Origin of the sequence: Actinomyces sp. oral taxon 181, assembly GCF_018370895.1 — a bacterium.
In the GTDB taxonomy this organism is placed as follows: domain Bacteria; phylum Actinomycetota; class Actinomycetes; order Actinomycetales; family Actinomycetaceae; genus Pauljensenia.
Map to the genome: position 1 here is coordinate 48,213 of NZ_JAGYZL010000001.1, position 22,964 is coordinate 71,176.

21 protein-coding genes are annotated in these 22,964 nt (G+C 56.4%); 8 read left to right on the plus strand and 13 right to left on the minus strand.

What is annotated here, in order from left to right; genetic code table 11:
- Nucleotides 1–64 precede the first annotated feature (64 nt).
- The 3 genes from radA to KHW85_RS00195 form a co-directional block, all read right to left on the minus strand.
- Entirely contained in the window at nt 65–1,423 is a 1,359-nt protein-coding gene (gene radA, locus KHW85_RS00185; RefSeq protein WP_291458252.1) for a DNA repair protein RadA, read from the minus strand.
- Between the two features lie 124 nt (nt 1,424–1,547).
- Nucleotides 1,548–2,216, minus strand: coding sequence for a TrkA family potassium uptake protein (locus KHW85_RS00190; RefSeq protein ID WP_009408559.1), 669 nt, complete (start codon nt 2,214–2,216; stop codon nt 1,548–1,550).
- A gap of 51 nt (nt 2,217–2,267) precedes the next feature.
- Nucleotides 2,268–3,815: a potassium transporter TrkG gene (locus tag KHW85_RS00195; protein ID WP_291458253.1), complete on the minus strand. Its 1,548-nt coding sequence runs from the start codon at nt 3,813–3,815 to the stop codon at nt 2,268–2,270.
- Between the two features lie 189 nt (nt 3,816–4,004).
- Here KHW85_RS00195 and KHW85_RS00200 point away from each other — a divergent pair, with 189 nt between their 5' ends.
- From KHW85_RS00200 to KHW85_RS00210, 3 genes are all read left to right on the plus strand, one after another.
- Nucleotides 4,005–4,223 carry a helix-turn-helix domain-containing protein gene (locus tag KHW85_RS00200; protein WP_009408561.1) on the plus strand — a complete coding sequence of 73 codons (219 nt, stop codon included), beginning with the start codon at nt 4,005–4,007 and terminating at the stop codon, nt 4,221–4,223.
- Nucleotides 4,224–4,305: 82 nt separating this feature from the next.
- Nucleotides 4,306–4,404: an AURKAIP1/COX24 domain-containing protein gene (locus KHW85_RS00205; protein ID WP_003792170.1), complete on the plus strand. Its 99-nt coding sequence runs from the start codon at nt 4,306–4,308 to the stop codon at nt 4,402–4,404.
- A gap of 115 nt (nt 4,405–4,519) precedes the next feature.
- On the plus strand, nt 4,520–5,185 hold the full coding sequence (locus KHW85_RS00210) for a histidine phosphatase family protein (protein ID WP_291458254.1): 666 nt from the start codon (nt 4,520–4,522) through the stop codon (nt 5,183–5,185).
- Here KHW85_RS00210 and KHW85_RS00215 read toward each other — a convergent pair.
- From KHW85_RS00215 to KHW85_RS00225, 3 genes are read right to left on the minus strand one after another with little or no spacing between them, the layout of a single operon-like run.
- Complete coding sequence (locus tag KHW85_RS00215) at nt 5,175–5,570, minus strand: phospholipase (protein ID WP_291458255.1); 396 nt, start codon at nt 5,568–5,570, stop codon at nt 5,175–5,177. The genes KHW85_RS00210 and KHW85_RS00215 overlap by 11 nt on opposite strands.
- 22 nt (nt 5,571–5,592) lie before the next feature.
- Nucleotides 5,593–6,516, minus strand: coding sequence for a 1,4-dihydroxy-2-naphthoate polyprenyltransferase (locus tag KHW85_RS00220; protein WP_291458256.1), 924 nt, complete (start codon nt 6,514–6,516; stop codon nt 5,593–5,595).
- The gene (locus KHW85_RS00225; RefSeq protein WP_291458257.1) at nt 6,513–7,841 is read right to left on the minus strand and encodes an AMP-binding protein; all 1,329 of its coding nucleotides are present in this window, start codon (nt 7,839–7,841) and stop codon (nt 6,513–6,515) included. Before KHW85_RS00225 ends, KHW85_RS00220 begins: the two co-directional genes overlap by 4 nt.
- 162 nt (nt 7,842–8,003) lie before the next feature.
- Here KHW85_RS00225 and KHW85_RS00230 point away from each other — a divergent pair, with 162 nt between their 5' ends.
- Entirely contained in the window at nt 8,004–9,449 is a 1,446-nt protein-coding gene (locus KHW85_RS00230; protein WP_291458259.1) for a L,D-transpeptidase family protein, read from the plus strand.
- 18 nt (nt 9,450–9,467) lie between these two features.
- On the opposite strand, the gene KHW85_RS00235 is transcribed toward KHW85_RS00230, so the two are convergent.
- Complete coding sequence (locus tag KHW85_RS00235; RefSeq protein ID WP_156334611.1) at nt 9,468–9,728, minus strand: helix-turn-helix transcriptional regulator; 261 nt, start codon at nt 9,726–9,728, stop codon at nt 9,468–9,470.
- Between the two features lie 212 nt (nt 9,729–9,940).
- Here KHW85_RS00235 and fbaA point away from each other — a divergent pair, with 212 nt between their 5' ends.
- Both fbaA and KHW85_RS00245 read left to right on the plus strand, forming a co-directional pair.
- Nucleotides 9,941–10,966, plus strand: a complete 1,026-nt coding sequence (gene fbaA, locus KHW85_RS00240) for a class II fructose-bisphosphate aldolase (RefSeq protein ID WP_178706124.1) — start codon at nt 9,941–9,943, stop codon at nt 10,964–10,966.
- A gap of 153 nt (nt 10,967–11,119) precedes the next feature.
- Nucleotides 11,120–12,307, plus strand: coding sequence for a hypothetical protein (locus tag KHW85_RS00245; protein WP_291458262.1), 1,188 nt, complete (start codon nt 11,120–11,122; stop codon nt 12,305–12,307).
- 179 nt (nt 12,308–12,486) lie between these two features.
- Here the strand turns inward: KHW85_RS00245 and KHW85_RS00250 are convergent, their stop codons facing one another.
- Together KHW85_RS00250 and KHW85_RS00255 are read right to left on the minus strand one after the other, a co-directional pair.
- On the minus strand, nt 12,487–14,142 hold the full coding sequence (locus tag KHW85_RS00250; RefSeq protein ID WP_291458264.1) for a hypothetical protein: 1,656 nt from the start codon (nt 14,140–14,142) through the stop codon (nt 12,487–12,489).
- A 222-nt stretch (nt 14,143–14,364) separates the two neighbouring features.
- Entirely contained in the window at nt 14,365–15,342 is a 978-nt protein-coding gene (locus KHW85_RS00255; RefSeq protein ID WP_291458265.1) for a 1,4-dihydroxy-2-naphthoyl-CoA synthase, read from the minus strand.
- Between the two features lie 93 nt (nt 15,343–15,435).
- Here KHW85_RS00255 and KHW85_RS00260 point away from each other — a divergent pair, with 93 nt between their 5' ends.
- Entirely contained in the window at nt 15,436–16,800 is a 1,365-nt protein-coding gene (locus KHW85_RS00260) for a family 20 glycosylhydrolase (RefSeq protein WP_291458267.1), read from the plus strand.
- Between the two features lie 102 nt (nt 16,801–16,902).
- On the opposite strand, the gene KHW85_RS00265 is transcribed toward KHW85_RS00260, so the two are convergent.
- From KHW85_RS00265 to KHW85_RS00280, 4 genes are read right to left on the minus strand one after another with little or no spacing between them, the layout of a single operon-like run.
- Complete coding sequence (locus KHW85_RS00265) at nt 16,903–17,739, minus strand: class II fructose-bisphosphate aldolase (protein ID WP_291458268.1); 837 nt, start codon at nt 17,737–17,739, stop codon at nt 16,903–16,905.
- Nucleotides 17,740–17,761: 22 nt separating this feature from the next.
- Nucleotides 17,762–18,688: a 1-phosphofructokinase family hexose kinase gene (locus tag KHW85_RS00270; RefSeq protein ID WP_291458270.1), complete on the minus strand. Its 927-nt coding sequence runs from the start codon at nt 18,686–18,688 to the stop codon at nt 17,762–17,764.
- Complete coding sequence (locus tag KHW85_RS00275; RefSeq protein WP_291458271.1) at nt 18,685–19,605, minus strand: ROK family protein; 921 nt, start codon at nt 19,603–19,605, stop codon at nt 18,685–18,687. The genes KHW85_RS00270 and KHW85_RS00275 overlap by 4 nt, the downstream gene beginning before the upstream one ends.
- Nucleotides 19,602–20,474 (minus strand): SIS domain-containing protein, encoded by an 873-nt coding sequence (locus KHW85_RS00280; protein ID WP_291458272.1) that lies wholly within the window; start codon nt 20,472–20,474, stop codon nt 19,602–19,604. Before KHW85_RS00280 ends, KHW85_RS00275 begins: the two co-directional genes overlap by 4 nt.
- 150 nt (nt 20,475–20,624) lie before the next feature.
- Here KHW85_RS00280 and gnpA point away from each other — a divergent pair, with 150 nt between their 5' ends.
- A complete protein-coding gene (gene gnpA, locus KHW85_RS00285) occupies nt 20,625–22,919 on the plus strand; it encodes a 1,3-beta-galactosyl-N-acetylhexosamine phosphorylase (RefSeq protein WP_291458274.1) in 2,295 nt (764 codons plus the stop codon).
- Nucleotides 22,920–22,964: the final 45 nt, after the last annotated feature.

Genomic DNA, 22,964 nt, shown 5'->3' on the forward strand with positions numbered 1-22,964 from the left:
TGCCTTTCGATGCGTGATTCCTGCTCTAAGTGTATTCGAGTATCCGCACAATGAAGGAAGAGACTCAGTGAATAGCGGCACGTAGCGCGCCGGCAAGGTCCGAGATTGGCAGAACCGTAATTCCGTCGATCCCCATGGCTTCTTCACTTCCCTGAGCGGGAATGATGGCAACCTTGAATCCAAGGCGTGCAGCCTCTTGAATTCTGCGACGTACGCCAGTACATGCCCGGACTTCCCCTGTGAGTCCCACTTCGCCGAAAGCAATCAGAGCGCTGCGTGTTGGAGTTCCCCGGATGGCCGAGACAATTCCGATTGCCGTTGCCAAGTCGGCAGCCGGCTCACTGATGCGGGCCCCTCCGACAGTTGAGGCGTAAACATCGCAATCCGAGGTATCGATACCTAGGCGTGCCTGAAGGACCGCCAAAATCATTGCTACGCGTGAGTGGTCGACTCCGACGGTGGTTCGACGAGGGGAACCAGCAGAAGTGTGAGCAACAAGAGCTTGGATCTCAGTGGGGAGGGGACGACGTCCCTCAAGAGTGACGGTGACGCACGAGCCTGGAACCGCAGACTGGGACTGAGAAAGGAACAAACCCGAAGGATCTGTCAACCCAACAATTCCGGTGTCACTGAGTTCAAAGCAACCCACTTCATCGGTGGGTCCATAACGATTTTTGACAGCTCTGAGCAAGCGAAGCCGCGTGTGTCGATCGCCTTCGAATTGGCAGACGACATCCACCAAGTGCTCGAGTAGGCGAGGTCCGGCAATGCCGCCATCTTTAGTCACATGGCCAACAAGGAGAATCGGGATTGACCGTTCCTTTGCAACGCGGATCAGCGCTGTTGCAACGGCGCGAACCTGTGCAACGCTACCAGCACTGCCGTCGAGCTGGTCGGATTGAAGAGTTTGAACCGAGTCGATGATGACCAAAGAAGGGTTGGTTGCATCAATTTGGCCAAGAGCCGTAGAAAGCGATGTCTCATCTGCAAGGAAAAGCTGTGGGTGCAGGGCGCCAATACGTTCTGCGCGCCCCCTGACCTGAGAGGCAGACTCTTCGCCGGTGATGTACAAGACCGGCGCTTCTGCGGCGCAGGTCGAAGCAACATCCAGAAGAAGAGTGGACTTTCCGACCCCGGGTTCACCGGCAAGAAGGATGACAGCTCCGGGAACAATACCCCCACCAAGAACACGGTCGAACTCGCTGATTCCCGTCGGCTTGGACCGTGCGCGCTCCGCGCTGATGTCGTTGATGGGCTGAGCAGGCTGACGAGGCGTGAGTGCGACAGCGGCCCCCGGAACGGAAGCAGAGGGGCCGGACTCTTCCATGGAGTTCCATTGGTGGCACTCTCTGCACTGACCAACCCATTTGGGTGAGGTCCAACCGCATTCACTGCAGCGGTACACACTTTTTTCTTTCGCCATATCCCTACGCTAAACCACACCACCGGCATCTGCGTCCAGTTTGGCCTCGTGCACACATAGAATTCCTATCCGTGTGGGTTAACAGCACGGTGCATGCACAGAACAGGAAAAGTGAAGCCGCCACTTAGGGCCGGTTTGCGAAATACTCCAAAAGCCGCGTATCGCCCGAAACCACAATGGTGTCTTCGCGGTTAATTCGAGTCGTTGCGTCGGCGTACTCAAAGGGCGCCCCCGGACGAAGAATCCCCAACACATTGACGCCGTAACGGCCTCGAAGATCGAGCTCGCTGAGGGTAAAACCGCACACTTCTTTCGGCGGACGGAGCTTCATGATGGCAAAGCCGTCCTTGTCCATTTCGATGTAGTCGATCATGCGTCCACCAACGAGGTGGGCTGTACGCTGACCGGCATCAAATTCGGGAGCAACAACGTGCTGGGCGCCGATGCGTCGAAGAATACGACTGTGTTCGCGTGAGATGGCTTTCGCCCAAATATTTGTCATTCCAATGTCGACAAGGTTTGCAGTGATCAGCACCGAGGCTTCCAAGGAGGAACCAATCCCCACGACTGCGGAGTAGAAATCCCTTGCCCCCAACTGGTTCAGTGCTTCCATGGAGGAGGCATCGGCCTCGACAACGGGAATACGACCCGAGAACTGCTGGACGCGGCGGCTGTCTTTTTCGACGGCCAGCACTTCGTAGCCAAGCTTGTCCAGAGTGAGGGCAACGGCGGAACCGAAACGTCCCAATCCGATGACCAGGGTTCCCGATGCAAGGGTCTTTTCTTCTGCCATAGTCGTATTCTCCCACGAGTGCGGGTTTTTGCTCGTGGGGCGACGCGGCTCTTAGCCGATCAGCGGAGACTCGGCTGGTTGGCGAATTGCTCGAGGCCGATCGCGCAGAGCGAGCGCTGCTGCGAGGGTCATGGTTCCGGTACGTCCCGCGAACATTAGGGCTGCAAGAACGTATTTTGCAAGAGCTGGGAGATCGGGAGTAATACCCGTTGAAAGCCCAACGGTCGCGAATGCGGAAATCGATTCGAAGAGAACGACATCAAGACTGTAGCCGGTCAAAGTCAGCAAAACAACGGTCGAAAGAGCAACTAAAAGCGATCCCAAAAGGGTCACTGCAACGGCCAGGCGAAGTACCGAGTGGGGGATGCGTCGGCTGAAGATTTCGATGTCGCGGTCGCCTCGGGCTTCGGCGGCAGCAGCCAACAAAAGAACGGCGAAGGTCGTGACCTTGATACCGCCTGCGGTTGATACGGAACCGCCACCGATCATCATCATGATGTCTTGAATGAAGTGGGTTTGGGGACGCATATTCGCCACGTCCAAAGAGGACAGACCCGAGGAGCGGGTGTTGACCCCAGCCAAGAGCGAGTTCAACAGTCGTGAGGAAATATCAAGATCGCCAAGGGTTGCCGAATTCGTCCATTCGGTGAAGGCAAAAGTGATGGTGCCAAAGAAAACCAGAAGAATGTATGTCGAAAGCGTGAGCTTCGTATGCAGGGCCCATCTGGAGGGAGTGCGCCAGTGCTGTGAGAGGTCGGAGATGACAGGAAATCCGATTGCCCCGACAAAGGTTCCCAAAATAATGGGACTGAGCATCCACCAGTCGGTGTGGTAGGGGACCAAGCCGCCGCTCAAGATCACGAAACCGCCATTATTGAACACCGAGATTGCCATGAAAGCCGCATGGAAGAGCGATTCCCATACGGTCTCATGGCCCAGGGTGAGGAAGCGGGGAACGAAGGCAATGGTGAGCAAAATCTGAGCGGTCAATGAGGTTCCGATAACCGCTTTCAGCAGAGCGGTCAGCCGCCCCATACCGCTGGATTTCGTCTCTACAGTTGCCAGCATTCGCTGTGTCAGCCCAAGCTGCCGGGAAACGGCGTAGCTCAAAATCGTTGCCAAAGTGACGACACCCAGACCACCGATGAAGATGCCCATAGCAATGACGGTTTGGCCAAAAACCGACCAATATGTCGCGGTATCAACAACGGTCAGGCCGGTCACGCAAACCGCGGAAATTGCAGTGAAGAGGATGTCGACGAAAGGTGCGCGTTCATCAGATGCTGTTGAAATCGGGAGTGCAAGAAGACAGGTGATGAATGCAATAAGCATGACGAAGACGATGAGCACCAGTCGCGCGGGTGAAAAACGAGCTTCGTGTGCAAACCAGACGCGGAAGCGGGTGAGAATTCCAGAATCTTCAAGGGCGTAGGGCTTGACTCCGGCGGGATAGACAACGGTAGGCGAAGGTCGATCTTCGGGGATGCCTGTCGGTCCGTAGCCTCGGCTTGAGTGAGCGAGTGCGCGACGATGCGACGCAGAGGAATGCTGATCGGATGCCCGACCGGGCGCGCTAGGGCGCCGATTTCTACGAGCCATGTCACCTCCAGAATCACTCGCAAGCTTCATCCTAATGCCCTAAAAGTCTATTGGCTGAAACATATGTGAATAACGTGACACAGGGGACAGCAGTGATTGAAGAAAATTGAAGTGGAGAAAGTTGCCAAATGGGGGGATCTTTCCAGTATCATGAGACGGAATTAATCTTTGCACGTCTGGGAGTCATCAATGGATCAGCACTCTGCCCCGCGTTTTATGACGGTATCTGAGGTGGCGGATATTATGCGCGTCTCGAAGATGACTGTTTATCGTTTGATTCACAGCGGAGAGATGCCGGCGATTCGCGTCGGTAAGAGCTTCCGAGTTCCCGAGTCTGCGGTCGGCCAGCTGATCCGCGCCGGTCTGACTGATCACATCGATGAACGCGTTGCGGGGATTAACGGGTAATATAAACCTGCTGTGCCTTTTGGCACCTGACGTCAGGCGGTAGTCACCTCTGCCGCACCTACACACTCGAGGGAGGAACCCCATGGGCTCCGTCATTAAGAAGCGCCGCAAGCGCATGGCGAAGAAGAAGCACCGCAAGCTGCTGCGCAAGACGCGTCACCAGCGTCGCAACAAGAAGTGATCTTCTTGAAGGGTCCCTCCACTGGTGGGGCCCTTCGGCATATCTCCCGCAACGCATGCGCTGAATACTTCGCAGTATTGCCTCAGCGCAGTGGTACCTCCAGAAAGGCACTGTCATGAAGACTGTTATTCACGTGATGCGCCACGGTGAAGTTGATAATCCCGATGGTATTTTGTACGGCCGCCTTCCCGGTTATGGCTTAACTGACCTTGGTATTGAGATGGCCGAGGCCGTCGCTGAGTATTTCGTCGACAACGGCGCCGATATTACCCACGTCGTTGCCTCGCCCCTGTTGCGTGCCCAGATGAGTGCAGCGCCGACCGCCCTTGCCTATGAGCTTGAGATCGAACATGATCACAATCTCATTGAGGCGGAGTCAGTTTTTGAGGGCGTAGCAGTCAATGCGAATCCTTGGGTTCTTGCACGCCCCGAATACTGGCGTTACTACGTGAACCCTTTGCGCCCCTCTTGGGGAGAGTCCTACGCCCATGCTGCCCAGCGCATGACCCGTGCGGTCGCTCGCACATTGCGTGAGGCGCGCGGCCACGAGGCGCTGCTGGTTTCGCACCAAATGCCCATCGTTTCGCTTCAGCGTCTGATCCGTCACCAGCCCCTGGGACACTCACCGCTGTCACGGCAGTGCTCCCTTGCTTCGCTGACCTCGCTCATTTTTGATGATGACGTGCTGGTTGGAATGACCTATAACGAGCCGGCTGCGCACCTGCTGTCTAAGGCCTCGGATATGGTTCCCGGGGTCTCTGAAGCCCAGCTCAAGCGCTAGGCGTTGGGTCTTCGTCCTTACCTGGATCAGAATCCTCTCCATCGTCTGCGGTGGAGGGGTTTTCTTTATTCTTCCGTTCTTCTTCACGCTTACGCTTCATCTGAAGATCTCGCTCTAAACGGAAGAGGAATTCGGGATCATCGTCTGGGGCGGTGGGGGCTTTGGGAGCGGATTGTGCCTGACGGTCCTCGGCATTTGCGACCATCTTGAGGACGATCCACGCAATTGCTCCAAGAGAAACGAATGGCACTGTCACGACCAAGATGATCAGCCAGGTCATTCGAGAAAGCTTCATAGGCATTCTGTCGGCAGGCGTTGTTGCCCAATCTGAAATTGCATAAATCGATGCGGCGAACCACGCGACGATGAACAGAATGCGTACCATGTTTTGAGTTTAGAGCAGTTGTTCAGGCAAATGTACTTGAGATCAAGAGCGCACTCACGAAAAGTGCCCACCCCAAGGTTAAAAAGCCGGTGTGCTTGAGGACGATGATGAGGTCCCTTCCCTTCACGCCACTCAACACCAAATAGACCGGCTGGAAGATCGCCAGAATCCACGCGAGCGACGCCAAAATGCAGATGATGACATGGGTGCCGATCGCTGCGGGAAGCGCAAAGAAGACGGAGATTGGTGCCAGTAGGCACAGGGAAAAGAGGATTCGAGAAGCTCGCTGTCCCAAGCGAACAGCCACGGTTTTCTTCCCGGTGACGCTATCGGTAGGAATGTCGCGGATGTTGTTGACCATGAGCATTGCCACCGACATCAGACCTAAGCACGAGGCCATTAGCCACAGCCACCAAGGTGCTGAAGGGATATGCGTCCATGTTGTTCCAACGGTCGCCATCAGTCCGAAGAAAACGAAGACAAAGAGTTCCGATAGGCCGATTCCCATATAGCCGTAGGGGTGTTTCCCACCCGTGTAGAACCAGGCTGCTGCAACCGCGGCAATACCCGCGGCGATCAGAGGCCAAGTTCCACTGATTGCAACAAGGATCAAGCCAAGGACACCAGCTGCAGCAAAGCACCCCAGTGCTGCTTTCAAAACAGTACGAGGCCGCGCAAGCCCAGAACCCGTCAAACGTTGGGGACCGCTTCGCTGGTCATCCGTTCCGCGGATGCCGTCGGAGTAGTCGTTGGAGTAGTTCACGCCAACTTGAAGCAATAGAGCGACAAGAAGCGCCAAGACTGAGCGTTCTGGATGAACAGCGCCCAAGGCGAAAGCAGCGGCAATGCCGACGAGGACTGGGGCTGCAGCAGCAGGAAGGGTGCGTAGCCTGGCACCTTCAACCCAGTCGCCAAGGCTTGCTTGTCGCCTATCTTCAGTGCTCATCGGCGCCACTCAGACTCTGTCCCGGTGAGCGATTCAGCGAGCTGGCGTGCGGCAATGCGATCGACCTTGCCGGAAGAAAGCTGCGGAATCGAAGAAACGAAGATCACGCGACGCGGTGCCTGTGGGCGACCGATCTGGGAAGAAACGGCCTCGCGAATGCGATGCCCCTGTTCCTCAACAAATTCAGGTGGGGGAGGGAAGGAAGGAGCGTCCTCGGGGACAACAAGACAGGACAGGGCCTGTCCCCATTTGTCATCGTCTAAGCCCAGCGCCCACGCGTCCTTGATGCCGGCCACGTTCTTCAGGGCGTCCTCGACTCGGATTGGCGGAATGTTCAGCCCTCCGGAGATGATCATGTCATCGGCGCGCCCCAGAACTTTCAGACGCCCACCGGCGTCGATCATGCCGGTATCTCCGCTGATAAACCACCGGGTGCCGGCCTCGTCGTGGAATGGGGTGTCGCCGATAAGGTAGCGGGTCAGTAAGACTGGGCCGGCGATAGCGATACGGGTGGCGCCATCCCAATCGAGGGTGCGCACCATGACCCCGGGAAGCGGAACGCCGTCGTACACGCAGCCGCCGCAGGTTTCGGTCATTCCATAGGATTCGACGATGGTGAGTCCTGCATCTTCGGCGCGTTGGCGCAACGCGGGATCAAGACGAGTCCCGCCGATCAAGATGGTGTGGAGGCGTGCCAAGGCGCTCACGACTTCGTCGCCAGCGTTCAGACAATTAACCAATTGGGTGGGGACTAGTGACAGATAGCCCGGCAGAGAGGGATCGGAGGTTGCCCCCGCAATCGCGGGAAGCAGATCCTTTGGATTGAAACCATGGGAACAATCAACGATCTGAGGTGAAATTTCGGTCGCGGCAGCGCGCATGAGTACCTGAGCGCCCGCGATATGGTGGGAACTCAGGGCCAAGATCCAACGCCCCGGTCCCCCTAGAACGGAATGCGTCGCCTTGACCGAGGCCATCAATGCATCGATGGAGAGGCCAACTAGTCGAGGCTCGCCAGATGAACCAGAGGAGGCCAAAACCAGATCGATATTGTCAAAAAGAGCGGGGTCGTCAATGCGGTCGGCAAGCTCTGGGTAGAGCTCGGGCGGGAAGGCCTCACGTGGTGTGGTCGCAGCTGTGCGCAAACTCGATGGGGGGACGAGCTCTGGGTCTCGAATAACAACAACGGTGTGCGGCGCGGGATGATCGGGGGCTGTCTGATGCTCTTCATACAGCTCTGCGAGCTTGTGTAGCGAGGCATGAGCCATCGCTACAGATGCCGGGGAAGTGCCCCCCGGAACGACAAGAAGACGAAGGTCACTCACGTTTATCCCTCCTGGGGTCCGCCTGCTTTAACAGTACCCCTGACCAGTTGGAATAGGGTAACAGGAAACGATCTGGACTGTCTGAAGATATACGGGTTACATAGGTGTGTACAATCTGAGAATTTCAAGCAAAAATGATGTGAAATCAGTAGGATGGAAGGGATGTCTGAACATAAATCTTTACGGTCGCGTAAGCCGCTTGTGATCGGTGGGGTGCTTGGATGCGTCCTGGTTGCTCTGTGTGCGGCTGGGGTTGCTTATGCCCTGCACTATTCGACGCGTGCACTGCCCAACGTCAGCGTGGCAGGTCAGTCGGTATCGGGAATGACCCGGGACGAAATCGCACAGATGGTTGATCAACGCGCGAAGACGATGCAGGTCAATGTTGTAGTTGAGGGGCATTCGACGCCCCTGACGCTTTCTGATATGGGAATAACCGTTGATCCGCAGGGGAGCGCGGACCAGGCGCTTGCCGCGAATTCGAACCTGTTTAATCGGTTCAAGGCGATTTTCGTTCACAATGATGTACCAGCTGCAATCAGTGTCAACGACCTGAAGATGAAAGATCTATCGAACTCGATCGCCTCCTCACTGGGAACTCCGGTGGTTGACGCTACTGTTCGTCCATCCGAGGATCAAGAGTCCTTTGTTTCAACCAAATCCCAGGCTGGGCGTGGTGTTCCCTATGATGCCCTGCGTAATTCCTTGGACGAGGCCGCGCGGATGCTCCGTGGGGGAGAAGTGCAGTTGACTGCAACCAACCTTCTTCCCGTGGTTGACGATGCGAGCGCGAAGACTATCGCCGAGGCCGCAAATAAGCTTGCGCAGATTCCCGTTGAGATCTCCGATGGTAAAGAGACGATCGAGGCCAGCTCGAAGGATCGAGTTGGATGGGTGAAGATTGCTCTGGCCGATGATGGTTCCTTGAAACAGCCCGCGGTTGATGAAGAGCGCGTCCGCGAGTGGGTACGTTCTCAGGGTGAAGAAACAAACCGGGATCCTGTCAATGGTCGCCACAATGTCAACTCTGCTGGCGATATCGTTCAGACTCCGAAGAAGGCTGTTGATGGTCGCAAGGTCAAGGATCTTGATGCGCTCGCTACCTCGGTGATTACTTCGCTCAAGGACAACAAGAAGTTCGAGGGAAACTTCAGCTACGACGTCACTCCGGCTACCTATGAACGCAAGCTCATTGCTGACGGAGCTGAAAACCTGGTTTATCAGGCCGCCCCGGGTGAGAAGTGGCTTGAGATCAATCTTGGAAACAATTCCGTTACCGCTTATGAGGGTGCCACCGTTGTCCACGGTCCGGTCGCGATTGTTCCCGGTTCACCTGGTCATGAGACTGTCACGGGACTCTACAACGTATACCTCAAGTATCAGGCGCAGGATATGGGGTGTACTCCAGATTGGCCTTACTGTGCGAAGGGAGTGCCGTGGGTGACTTACTGGACTGGCTCCTACGCATTCCATGGTGCCCCTTGGCAGAGATCGTTCGGCTGGAGTGGACCCGGTGGTTCACACGGCTGTATCAATATGCCAGTTGAAGAGGCGCATTGGGTGTATCAGTGGTCGGAGATTGGCACTCCGGTCATGTCGCACTACTAAATCGCTAGAGTTTTTAGTTTAGAGTCCAGCCTCGGCAAGGAGTGCAGAGACGCTCATACCGAGCGCCTGTGCAATGCCGCTGAGTGTTGTCATGCGTGGATTGGAGGCGCGGGCTTCGCCTTTGCGTCCCGAAGCGCGTCCGGATTCCAGTAGTTGAATTTGGTTTTTCGTTACGCCAGAACGGTAGGCCAAGGTTTCTTGTGAGAGTTCGTGTTCCTCACGAAGTCTGCGGAGAGTGAAGCCAAATTCGCGCGCGTTTGAATCGTTCCAAAAAACCATCCACCTATATTGAGAAAAGGGACAAGAAGAGTACACCCTATATAGAAGGCGTATTTTAGTAGGTCTAAAACTGCTCTCTGATCAGCGTCGAGTAGGGGGAATGATACCTTGCTCAAACTACTTCGATCTGAGGGCCAATAGTCCAGTGTTGTTCTTCTGCAAATGTGGGACAATATGAAGCGACAGATGTTGTCATCAATTAGGAGGCTCCTGTGCCCATCGCAACCCCTGAGGTTTACAACGAAATGCTCAACCGTGCGCGTGACGGAAAGTTCGCGTATCCGGCAATTAACGTGACCTCTTCTCAGACTCTGAGCGCTGCACTTCGCGGTTTCGCTGATGCCGAATCCGATGGCATCATCCAGGTTTCCGTGGGTGGCGCTGAATACTGGTCAGGTTCCACCGTCAAGGACCGTATCGCCGGCTCGCTGGCAATGGCTGCCTACGCGCGTGAGGTCGCAAAGAACTACGACGTGACCATCGCTCTGCACACCGACCACTGCGCAAAGCAGAACCTGGATTCCTGGACCGAGCAGCTCATGCACATGGAGGCCGAGGAAGTTAAGGCAGGTCGTCTGCCCTGGTTCCAGTCCCACATGTGGGATGGCTCCGCCATCGCCCTCGATGAGAACCTGGAAATCGCCAAGCGCCTGCTGCAGCTGGCCGTTGACTCTCACACCGTCCTCGAGATCGAGGTCGGCGCTGTGGGTGGCGAAGAAGACGGCGTCGTTGGCGAAATCAACGAGAAGCTCTACACCTCGACCGCCGATGCCATCAAGACCGTTGAGGCCCTAGGCCTTGGTGAAAAGGGCCGTTACATCACCGCTCTGACCTTCGGTAACGTGCACGGTGCGTACAAGCCCGGTCACGTTAAGCTGCGTCCTGAGCTCCTGGGCACCATCCAGGAAGAGGTCGCTGCTCACTACGGTCTGGATCACCGCCCCTTCGACCTGGTGATGCACGGCGGCTCCGGCTCGACCGACGAAGAGATCGCACTGGCAGTCGCCAACGGCGTCATCAAGATGAACGTTGACACCGACACCCAGTACGCCTTCACTCGCCCCGTGGTCAACTGGATGATGACCAACTACGAAGGCGTCCTCAAGATTGACGGCGAGGTTGGCAACAAGAAGAAGTACGATCCTCGCGCTTGGGGCAAGGAAGCTGAAGCCGGTATGGCTGCACGCGTTGTTGAGGCTGCTGAGCGTCTGGGCTCGGTCGGCACCAAGATGCGCTGATCGCTTCTGAAACCGCTTCATTAGCACTGAAAGGTGAGGGCACCCAAATGGGTGCCCTCACCTTTTCTGTTGTGATGTGCCTATCGATCGGAAGGACAGGCTAAACTTGTAGCTAGTCGAAGGACGATTCTCAGGGTCTTCGGAAGGATGACAATGATGACTGATGCGACATGGACCCGCGTTGAGGGAATGATGATTGCCTCCCAGCTTGATCCCGATCAAGTTGCGCGCGTGCTCCGCGAAAGTTCCGTTTTGGCCCAATTGGAGTGGTTTGAGGCAACTCCTCAGCTTCTGGGCCTCAATATTGCGGTTGAGAACGGGCGGGTTGCGATACTTGCTGAAGGCGCCCAAGATGCACAAGCAGGAATTACGGTCAGCGAGCTTGCTTCTCAGTTAGCTTCGCACTTCAAAGCAGAAGTGCGTCTGGGTGGAGAACATATTGATGCTCTTCCTCAGGGTGATAGCCCTCTGGCTGATTTCCTTCCTGAAGAGGTCGAAGAGTCAGAATCAGGTGTTCGTGTCGTTGAGATCGGTCGTACCCCCGCGTCCTCAGTCCCGCTGTTGGCCGCACTTGAGGGTGTTGATGTCGCAGATGTCGAGCTGGACAATGGTTATCGCGCACTGTTGGCAGAAATTCCGGAAGACAAGTCAGGGTGGAACTTCGGTGATCTTCCGCTGGTTTCCTTGGCGATGACCGATGGTGATTTGCATCTGTACTTGGTGACAGATGACCATCTCGAGCATGTGGTGACCCATAACTGGGGAATGACAACGCGTATCGTGACCGGTTCCGCTTCTGCCGAGTCCGTGGATCCTTCCGTGGTCGACTTAGTGGGGGATCGCCCCGCCCTGCGCGAAATTGCGGCACATGTCCCGGGCGCTGATGTCGAGGCGTTGCTGGCCGCTCAGGACCTTCACGGAGTTCACGCAATTACTGCCGTTGTGAAGGCGCTTGCGCTGCCTCACGGCGTTTCAGAGTTCCTACAGGGCACAATTGAAGCCGGGGAAGTCGAAGGTGCGGTTCTCCACAATGCGCGCGGTATCTCGAATGCCATCGGTCGTAGCGTTGACATCATGATGACCGGGAACAAGGAAGAAGATCCCAGCGCTATTCAGAAGGCCTACATGGCGGTCGTTTCTGACCGTCCATGGATTCTTTCAGCTCTTGCTTCTATCGAAGCGGCGGCTGGTGCGGCGCTACTGGTATCCGCGGTGAAGGCTGCGAAGCCGCGCTCGGGGTGGAAGATCTTCTCGGGTGTTTTCGGTGGTGCTCTTCTGGTGGATGCCTTCGCTGAACTTGCCTTGGCGCGCGTGATGCGTGCGAAGTTTGGACGCCGCTAGGTCATTCGAAACGACACAAGCGCTGGGCTGTGTACGGTCAGCCCAGCGCTTCTTTATCCTCTCTCCATGGGCAGCATTTGCTTGTGCACCCCGGAGGAGCGTAAAGAGCTCTTTCGAAGAGAAAAGGAAAACTGGTATCTATCGAGTGATAGATACCAGCGAAAATCACAGAGAGTGTTTCACTTGCCCTTGTGGAAGGTCGCCAGTGCGCCGGCGCCGGCAGTGACGAGCAGTGCAGCAACTGCAACCGCGCTATTGGCTTCAACATCACTCATCAAGCCACCGCGGCGACCGTTCGCGTTGAAACCATAGCTGGAATCAGCCAGCTGCGAGTTGTCTTGGTTCTCAACATGAGCTTGGGAAGCGGCGGGAGTGGCATCGCTGCTCGAGTGCGTCGGAGCGGCGGGTGCAGCATTATTGCGTTGGGGCGCAGCATTTGTGTTGTGCTGCTGGCGGACAGCTGACTGAGCCTGTCGAGCAGTAGCAGTGCGACGCGCTGCTTCCTGTGCGGTCGGACGGTTCGGTGAACCGGGAGCGAAGACTTGTACTCGACGAGCCGGGGCAGGCGCAGGGCGGGCCTCGTTCTGCCTGGGCCGGGGCTGAACGCTCGACTGGCTCTCATGGGCGTGTCGGGTCGGAGTCGCCGTCGGTAGGGGCTTCGCAGTCGCAGAATGCGTCTGATCATCACTTGAAGGCGCAGTAGGCGTCGAAGTGGCGGACGGAGTCACTGAAGGTGTTGCCGTCGGTGTGGGAGTTGCACTTGCGCAGGCAATCTTTGTAGTGAGTTCAAGATCGGTCTGCTTTGATTTGTCAGCACCCAAACGCTTCCAGATGAAACGAGTAGTTGTTTCGCTGACGGCATCGGGGGTGCACTGGCTGATTGTTTGACGTATCTGAGCAGTGATCGTGATGGTGGAGCCCTTTGGCATGTTGATCACGGAATGGAAGGGAGAGAACTCAGGCTTGTCCTGGGTAAGCGTAAGTGATTCTGCATACCCATCGGCGCGCTCGGGGCAGGTTGCTCCGCCTTTAACTGCGCACTGGAGGCTCCAAATGACATTACTGCTGCCGGCGACCTCGCTGGAGAAAACGCCTTCAATCTCGATGTCCTTTGCATCCTTGCCGACATTGGTCAGCTCGAATGTCAGGGTACGAATTTCTCCGTTTTCGACGAGGATCTCAGGAGTTGCAAGCGAAGAATCGATGGCGGGAATACCCTTTTCCTGCAACTCATCGAGAGTCCTCGCATCCTGCTCATCGCCTTGCAATTGAGCAATTGAGGTGGCGTTGGCGGAAGGTGTCGCGTTGCTCCCAGCCCAAACCGCGCCTTCGTGACCCTTCAGGTCATTCAGAACGGGCGTACCGTCGCTGGATGCCGGCTTGGGTTCAAGTTGATCGAAGGTGCCCGCAGGAGTCTGATTGGACAGTGTCGTTTCGGGCGCAAACTCGGCACCTTCAACAATTACCTCTGCCTTTTCATAAGGTGTGTGGACAAATTTCTTCGCCAGCGGGGAATCGCTTTCAAGAACAAGGCGATTTGGGGTCGACTGAAGATCCTTGACGCTGAGAGTTGGATCTGCGCTGGGGGCTTCAGCCGTAGCATGTACATCTAGGCTGCCGCCGACATCGTCTAGATGATCAAGAGGATCAGTGGAAACAGTCGTAACGGGCGCTGTGTCCGGATGCGCAGATGCGGAAGACCAAGGCAGAGCTAAAAGTGTAAAGGATCCGCCAATTGCAGCAGTTGAGAGAAGAATTAGGGTGCGCGAAAACTTGGAGCCCTGTCGATACGACAGTGCCCTTTGGGAGTTTCGCGATCCTAAGCGAATTCTCACATAGGCCCCTTCTTTGAACTCAACTTGTGTGATGGGAACAGATACTGCTGGAAAGTTCCTGCAGCCTGCACTGCTAATAGTCTAAAGGTTTTGTCAAGCTAATGGGATACAGAAGTGTATCCTATGACTACTTTCCCTGATATTTCCGCAGAAATGTCATACAAAGTAACCATGACTTGAGCTGTGGCAAAGCTGGTTGGCTCCTGAAAGCCAAATTATTATTTAGAAATAATAAGGGAAGGAAGACCAGTCTGGCGAGCGATGTTCGATGAAGGCATCGCGACCTTCCTGAGCCTCATTCGTCATGTACGCCATGCGCGTGGCTTCGCCGGCAAAAACCTGCTGGCCAGCTAAGCCGTCATCGGCCAAGTTGAAAGCAAATTTCAGCATGCGGATAGCCTGTGGAGACTTCGTTGCAATGATCCGAGCCCATTCCAACGCGGTTTCCTCGAGCTGAGCATGGGGAACGGCCTCGTTAATGACGCCCCAGCGCTCCGCAGTATCGGCGTCATAGCGTCTGGCAAGGAAGAAAATCTCACGTGCACGCTTATCACCCGCTTGACGCGCGAGCAGTGCAGAGCCGTAACCGGCATCAAAAGAGCCAACATTCGCATCGGTTTGCATAAATGCGGCGTGCTCACGAGAAGCAATCGATAGATCGCACACAACATTCAAGCTGTGACCACCACCGGCCGCCCAACCGGGAACCGCCGCAATAACGACCTTCGGCATGGTGCGGATCAGGCGCTGAACCTCCAAAATATGAAGGCGTCCCGCGCGTGCGGGGTCAATTTGCTCGCGTCGCTGTTCCACTCCCGCCGAGGCCTCGCTGCCCTCAAGTTCGTAGTGGTAGCCATCTTTTCCTCGGATCCTCTGGTCGCCACCCGAACAGAAGGAATAGCCACCATCGCGAGGGGACGGCCCGTTTCCCGTCAAAATAACCGCAGCGACATCGCTGGTCATTCGTGCATGGTCCAGGCAACGATAGAGCTCATCAACGGTATGTGGGCGGAACGCATTGCGAATTTCTGGACGATCGAAAGCAATACGGACCACGGGCAAGTCGGCGCCCTTCTCAGTTCCGTCGGCGGGGCCTCGGGAAATCCCACGGTGGTAGGTCATATCGGTTAGCTCGAAACCCTCAACCTCACGCCAGCGCGAAGGATCAAAGGTATCGGAGACGAAATTCAGTGCGCTCATAGCCCCAACAATAGCGGCCGATGACCACTTGATGCCTAGAGGGTTAGGATAGGGACGTTCATACAGCTGATGACTAAGTAAAGGAGCTCGTCGATGTCCTCCTCTCTGTCCGCGATTCCCGGACTTCTTCCACTTCCGGTCTTCATTGAAGAGGCCGATGCGCATCCGGAAGAGGCCACTTGGGCAGATATTAGCCCCTCTGTTGTGCTGAAGACTCCTGAGGCATTTTCGGCGGCAATTGCACCCCTGACAATCCCCGAGGAATGGCAGTTCGCAGAGGCCTACATTTTGACGATTTCCGCTGGAAGTGCGCAGGTAACTGCTGCTACAGAATTGGGGCTGTCGCGAGGCCTGCGTCGCCTCAACACATTGGCCATCGCGAATCACAGCCGGGCCCCCATTGCAGTGAAGATCATCGACTTTCCCGCTTATAGGCACCGCGGCTTGCACATCGATGTTGCCCGCCATTTCTTCAGCGTTCCCACGATCCTTCGCGTCATGGATGCGATGAGTGAAGTGGGTTTGAACATCTTGCATCTGCACCTGAGTGATGATCAGGGATGGCGCATTGAAATCCCGCAATTCCCCGAACTTATTGAACGCTCGTCCGATTGTGCAGTCGGCGGGGAAGAAGGTGGCTACTACACTCTTGATGACTATCAGACCCTGGTCGAGGGAGCGCGCTCGCGGATGATCGCGATCATCCCCGAAATTGATATCCCCGGACACGTCAATGCTGCTCTCCACGCGATTGAAGGACTCAATCCCGATGGGGTCTGTCCGCCCCTTTACGAAGGAACGGAAGTCGGCTTCTCGACTCTCTCAACCAAGGCGCCTGCGACCCAAGCCTTCCTCGAGGCCGTCGTCGAAACCCTTGCCCCCTTCTCTCCTGCGGGAATCCACATCGGTGGGGATGAATCCTTCTCGACTGCAGAAGGTGACTACCCGATCATCGTTGGCAGCCAGGTCGAACGTATCCATGCACTGGGCAAGCGCGCTGTTGCGTGGGAAGAAGCAGCGGATCTGCTGGGCGAAGGAGACCTCGTTCAGGTCTGGCATGATGACCTCGAGGGCGACTCTATCGCTCGTGCAGTCGCGCGTGGCGTGCGTGCAGTCATGTCTCCGGGCCCGAATGCCTACTTCGATATGAAGGAATACCCAGAACAGAAGCTTGGGATCACGTGGGCCGGAATCCTTCCTTTGAAGAAAGCCTGGGATTGGGATCCTGAGAGCATCTGTGAGGGCGTGGACCGCAAGGGAATTGAAGGCGTCGAGGCATGCCTGTGGAGTGAAACCTTGTGTCGAGAAAAGGATGTCTGGGAGATGCTGCTTCCGCGCCTAGCGGGTCTTGCTGAGGTCGCCTGGGCGGGAGGTCCCCGTGGAAGCTGGGAAGACTTCCAAGAACGTTTAGCGGGCCTCGAAGGCCTGTGGCGAGGCCGTGGCTGGTACGTCAAATAAATAGAGCGCAGATGAAAAGCCCTCCCCCGCGGAAGCGGGGGAGGGCTGCGTGCTACCGCATCGCATGAAACACGATCGGCAGCGAATTGCGTTCGTTGAGTTTTAAGCCTGTGCGTACAGGCGCATCAGACGTTCAACTTCTTCTTGAACCACATGAGTTGCGGGGCCGACATACTTTCGCGGATCAACAATCTTCGGGTTTTCATCAAGAATCTGACGAACACCCTGGGTGAAGACGACATTCAGGTGTGTCGATACGTTGATCTTGGTCATTCCGGCTTGAATTGCCGCGACCATGCCCTCGTCGGGAACGCCGGAAGAGCCGTGCAAAACCAGTGGGACAGGGACGAGTTCGTGGATTGCAGCAATCAGCTGATAGTCCAAAACCGCCTCGCGAGTTGCCATCGCGTGAGAAGAACCGACAGCAACAGCAAGTAGATCAACGCCGGTATCTGCAACAAACTGGGCCGCGTCTTCAGGATTGGTACGTGCCGAAGGGTCGTGGACGCCGTTCTTTCCGCCAACTTCACCCAGCTCGGCCTCGACACTGACACCGTGCTCATGAGCGAAAGCGGTGATCTCAGCGGTAGTCTCACGATTCTGCGCATCAGGGAGCTTTGAACCGTCGTACATGATTGAGGTAAAACCGATCTCGACAGCCTCGCGGCACAAATCGGTGGATTCAGCGTGATCAAGGTGAACAGAAACGGGAACGGTGGAGGCCTCGGCAAGCTCGAGAAGCGCGCGCCCCAGGGGACGCAGACGACCACCGTGGTACTTCACGGCATTTTGGGACAGCTGGAGAACCAAAGGCAAACCGGTGTTTTCAGCGGCATTGACAAATGCTTCAGCGTGATCAAGGAGGACCACGTTAAAAGCCGCAAGGCCAACCTTGCGGGCGGCACAATCGCGTGCAAGTGCAGCGGTGTCAGCAAGCATAGCGACCTACTTTCTTGACAAATTAGGACAGGCGAATAGGAGAAATGCGGGAAAGAAGCTCCTCGCGAAGCGGAAGATCAATCTCCCCAGCGACGGGCATCGTCACCGCGGCGGCAGAGGTTGCGACGGCCTCGGCAATAGCAGTAGGAATCTCTGACTCAAGCTCGTCCCCAGCCTGGGCAAGTGAACGAGCTAGGGATGCGACGCAGGCATCGCCGGCACCGGTGGGATTGCCCTGAAGGACAACTCCGGCCTCGGCGTGCCAATGGCTCTCGCGAGAAAAGAGGTCCATTCCCTCTTCGCCTCGCGATACGCACACCCAGTTTGGGCCCTGCTCGATAAGGGCACGTGCGCCCTCTTCGATGGAGGAGGCGCCCGTAGCGTCGAGGAGCTCCAAGTGATTGGGCTTGAGGACATCGGCCCACGCTGCGCACTCAACCAAGGATGGCCCTGAGGTATCCAGTATGATGCGGCAACCGTTTTGACGGACACGGCGCAACACCGGCTCGAGAACCTCAAAAGTGCTGCTTCCGGGAAGAGAACCAGAAACCACTAAGAGGTCATCGTCGCTCAGGCGGCTTCCCAAAAGATCAACCATCTGCTTCCAGGAATCAGGATCTAGAGCATGACCGGACTCGTTGTATACCGTGGCGGTGTTGTCAATCATGGCGATTGAGCGTCGCGTTTGGAAGGGGACCTCGACCCACTCCGGTGTGACCAGAGAAGTCATTTCCTCCATGAGCGAGGCGATCACATCGCCGGTTGCGCCCCCCAAGAAACCTGTTGCATGGTTGGGGACTTTGAGCTGGTCCAAGACACGAGAGACATTCAGTCCCTTCCCTCCCGGACGCTGGGAATAGTCCGTAATGCGGTGAACCTGACCGCGGGTTTGGTCAGGAGCCTGCCACGTAATATCCAGAGCCGGATTGGGAGTGAAGGTCCAGATCATGATTCAACCTCGATTCCATGGCTCTGGAATGCCAAAGCTGCGGCGCCCAAAGCCTGCGATGAGGAACCTAAAGCAGCGGAGAGCAGTGTGGGCGCGGGCATGACCGTGCACCCCGATTCCAAGCCTTTACGAAGGGGATCGTAAACAAGCGACCCACCTTTGCAGAGGCCACCTCCCAGAACGACGGGAAGTGAACCAACCTGGTGGCAAACCGTTGCAAGAATGCTGCCCAGTAGACTCATCGAGGTCGCGAGGATCTCGCGTGCCTTTCGAGCGTTTTCGCTGGATAAAAGGGCAAGTTCTTCAACTTCGCGGGCCCCCGATCCTTCGGGGACGATCCCGGCTTCGACTGCCCGGCGTGCAATACCGCTGGCCGAGGCAACCTGCTCCAGCGGAACAACCTTATAGGGACGATCGGGGTGTGGAACGGGAACCTGTCCGATTTCACCAGCCCACGGCGGTGCCGGTGCGAGGTGTGAATTGATCACAACGCCCGAGGCGATCCCGGTCCCTACTGCCACATACAGGCAGGAGGGACGGCGAACACCCCACAGGGCCTCGGCAAGAGCTCCCGAGCGCACATCGTGTCCCAAGGGGACGAAAGAATCCAGTGCCTCGGAAAGTTTTTCGGTTAAAGGAGCGTCTTTCCAGCCCAGATTGGCGGAGAAAATACCAATTCCATGTTCTTCGTCAATAATTCCAGGAACGCATACACCGACGGGCGCATCGACAGAAGCCTCGCGAAGAGTTCGGGCTAGACGCGCGACCGCAGAAACAACATCATCAGCGCCGGTCTGGGGGGTGGCGACGGCCTCAGAAGAGGTAATCACAGTGCCGTGGGTGTCAGCGAGCACCCCCTTGATGGTGGTGCCGCCGACATCGATCCCGATGGCGAGCTTCTGTTCCGAGTTGTTCACTTGAGGATCACCGAGCGGGTCAGATGGCGCGGGGTATCGGGGTTGAGACCGCGAGCTTCAGCGCGAGCAACGGCCAAACGCTGTGCAACAACAAGGTGAGCCATGGGGTCACCGTGGAAAGTCACCAATTCGGCGCCGGTTGCGGCAACCTGATCGGCCATACCCTCGGGAACCGGGCCGAAAACCCAGGTCAGGCGACCGGGCTGAGCGATAGAGATCGGGCCGTGGCGGTATTCCATTGCCGGATAGACCTCAGTCCATGACTGAGATGCTTCACGAAGCTTCAGGCCCGCTTCGTTCGCCAGACCAATGGTCCATGCGGTGCCAAGGAAGGTAATCTGCTCGGCATCAACCCAACACTGGGGGATTTCGAGCTCGAGTGCGCGCTGTGCGTCATCCGCAGCTGCAGCGATATCGTCACCCAAGCTGTGACGGAAGTATGCAAGAGCGGTGGTTGCAAAACGTGTCTGGACAACGGATTCTTCATCGGCGAAGTCCAGAACAACCTCAACATCTGCGTAGGGGGTTGCGGGGCCATTGCCCACAGCGGTGATCAAGACGTTGGGGACGCCGCGGTCCTTCAGACCGTGCAGGATGTCAATAATTTCAGTTGTCGTGCCCGAGCGTGACAGACATACGACGCGGTCGTAGTGGCGATCCCAGGGGAATTCGGTGGCGGTGAAGGCATCAGAGAGACCCTTGCCCTGGCGCTCGCGGGCAACGGTGTATGCCTGCGCGATAAACCACGATGTTCCACACCCGATGACGGCAATGGCCTCACCATCTTTGGGAAGTGCATCAGTGGGAACGTCAAGAACTCGACGCCACAGCTCAGGTTGGCTGTTAATTTCTTCAGAAGTAAGGGACATCGGTGTCTCCATTGTTATCGGGAATGCATCACCACCTCGGTGTGCTTGTACTATCGTACCAAGAAGGAAATAACTTAGGACTAGCTGGATCAGTGCCCGAAGTTGTCTACCTCTTTGCAATGACGCTGAAATCAACACATCGGAGTGACAATGACTGACAAATTGATCAAGCCAGGTCGTCTTACCCTGCCCATTGAGCGTGGAATTGATGCCGAAGTGCGCGCTCTTGTTGAGCGCCTTGGTGCGGACGCAGTGCGAAATTCCGATGGAACAGAACTTCCTGAGTGGGTCGACCGAGCATTTGCCAAGGTGTACTCCACGTATTTCCCTGCGCGTGGTGATGAAGAGTGGGCCGATCAGAGCGAGGGCGAGCGCATCCACCAATACCTTTCCTCAAACCCTCATACGGCGCCAGAAAGCGGGCCTTTGAGTATCAATGTGATGGAGGGGTGGTTCCAGGCGCAATTCCGCCCCGATACTCAATGCGATACCTCCCGCTGGTGGCAGGTCATTGATCGGACCAGTGGGCAGGCTTTGGATCCCTCGGAATGGAGCGTTCAGGAGGTTGAGCCCTCACCCGTCGTTGACCCCGTGCCGATTGTTGGAGAGCTGCCGCCCACTGCATCGAGCGCGGTGGTGACAATTCACAAGCCCATTCCCTTCCACGTGTACACCGTGAATTTCTTTGCCGTACAGATGTGGGATTCCACCCAGATGTACAACTATTTGACGAACGACTGGGCGCTTGAAGAAGGCCGCGTGAAGGAGCGCCCCTTCGATGTGGCATTCCCGCGGACCTGGGAGCACGTCAAGGATGCCTTGGCCGCATGGCTGAAAGCGAACCCTCAAGTGGATGTGGTTCGTTTTACGACTTTCTTCTACCACTTCACTTTGGCTTTTGATTCCCGAGGCCGTGAACGCTACGTCGATTGGTTTGGATACTCGGCCTCGGTGTCGATCCCGGCGATGGAAGAGTTTGAAAAGGAATACGGCTATGCGCTGACTCCCGAGGACTTCGTGGATGGCGGCTGGTATAACTGCCCCTTCCGTACGCCAACACGTGTGTTCCGGGATTGGATTGACTTCACCTCCAAGCGAGTCGCCCAAAAGGCGGGAGAACTGGTTCGCAAGGTCCATGATGAAGGCCGCGAAGCCATGATGTTCCTTGGCGACAACTGGATCGGTATGGAACCCTACGGACCCTACTTCCCTTCGATCAAGATGGATGCGGTTGTTGGATCCGTCGGTTCGGCAGCAACCTGCCGCATGATCTCCGATATTCCCGGTGTGCGCTACACCGAGGGGCGCTTCCTTCCCTACTTCTTCCCCGATGTCTTCCGTGAGGGCGGAGATCCCCTGGGAGAAGCGAACGGGTCGTGGCGCACCGCTCGTCGCGCAATCGTTCGTAGTCCCCTGGACCGTATGGGCTATGGCGGCTACCTTTCCCTGGCGCTCAAGTTCCCCGAGTTCATTGACCGCGTGGAGGAGATTCTTGCGGAGTTCCGTTCCCTTCACGAGGCCACGGGCGGGGAAAAGCCAGCGTGTGCACCCGTACGTGTTGCCGTTTTGAATGCGTGGGGAAAGTTGCGCACGTGGCAGACCCATATGGTTGCCCATGCCCTGTGGTACAAGCAGATCCATACCTACTTGGGGGTTATTGAAGCCCTTGCAGGACTTCCTTTTGACGTGCGTTTCGTATCTTTCGATGAGGTCATCGATGGGGGAGATTCCTCTTTGAAGGATGTCGACGTGGTTATCAACGCAGGCGCTGCGAATACGGCCTTCTCCGGAGGGGAAGTCTGGGAGGACTTGCGACTGCAAGATACCCTGCGTCGCTTTGTCGCCCGCGGCGGCGGTTTTATTGGGGTCGGCCAGCCCACGGCCTCGTTGGGAACTCAAGGGCAAGCGGACAGAGGAGGCATCTGCCGCGGAAGCATCTTTGCGCTCGCGGACGTCTTGGGTGTGGATCAAGAAATCTCATGGTCTCTGTCTAAGGATCGCTATGACGAGATTGTGCCAGAACATTTCATTACTGCTGACCTGGATGGAGACTTTGTTTTCGGTGAAGACCCCGGAGATGTCGTAGTGACAGATCCTGACACTTCTGTGCTTGTGATGGAGCGGGGGAGCGTGCGTGCCTCTGCACATGATTTCTGCTCAGGTAGGGGTGTTTACCTTGCTGGACTGACCTGGTCGACTGTCAATAGCCGGCTTCTGCACCGCGCGATTATGTGGGCAGCGCACCGAGAAGATCAGTGGGATTGTGTCCTTGCGTCATCCAATCCTGATGTTGAGGTTGCTTGGTATCCAAAATCGCAACTTGCTTTTATTTACAATGATTCTGATGCTCCGTCTTCGAGCGTCATTACTGGCTTTAGTCTGGAACGCACCGTGGATCTGGCTCCCGGCGAAGGACGTTGGACTCAGTGGAAGAAAGAAGATTAAGGCTAGTTATTAAATCGTGACCATATAATTGCATTCTCACATGTC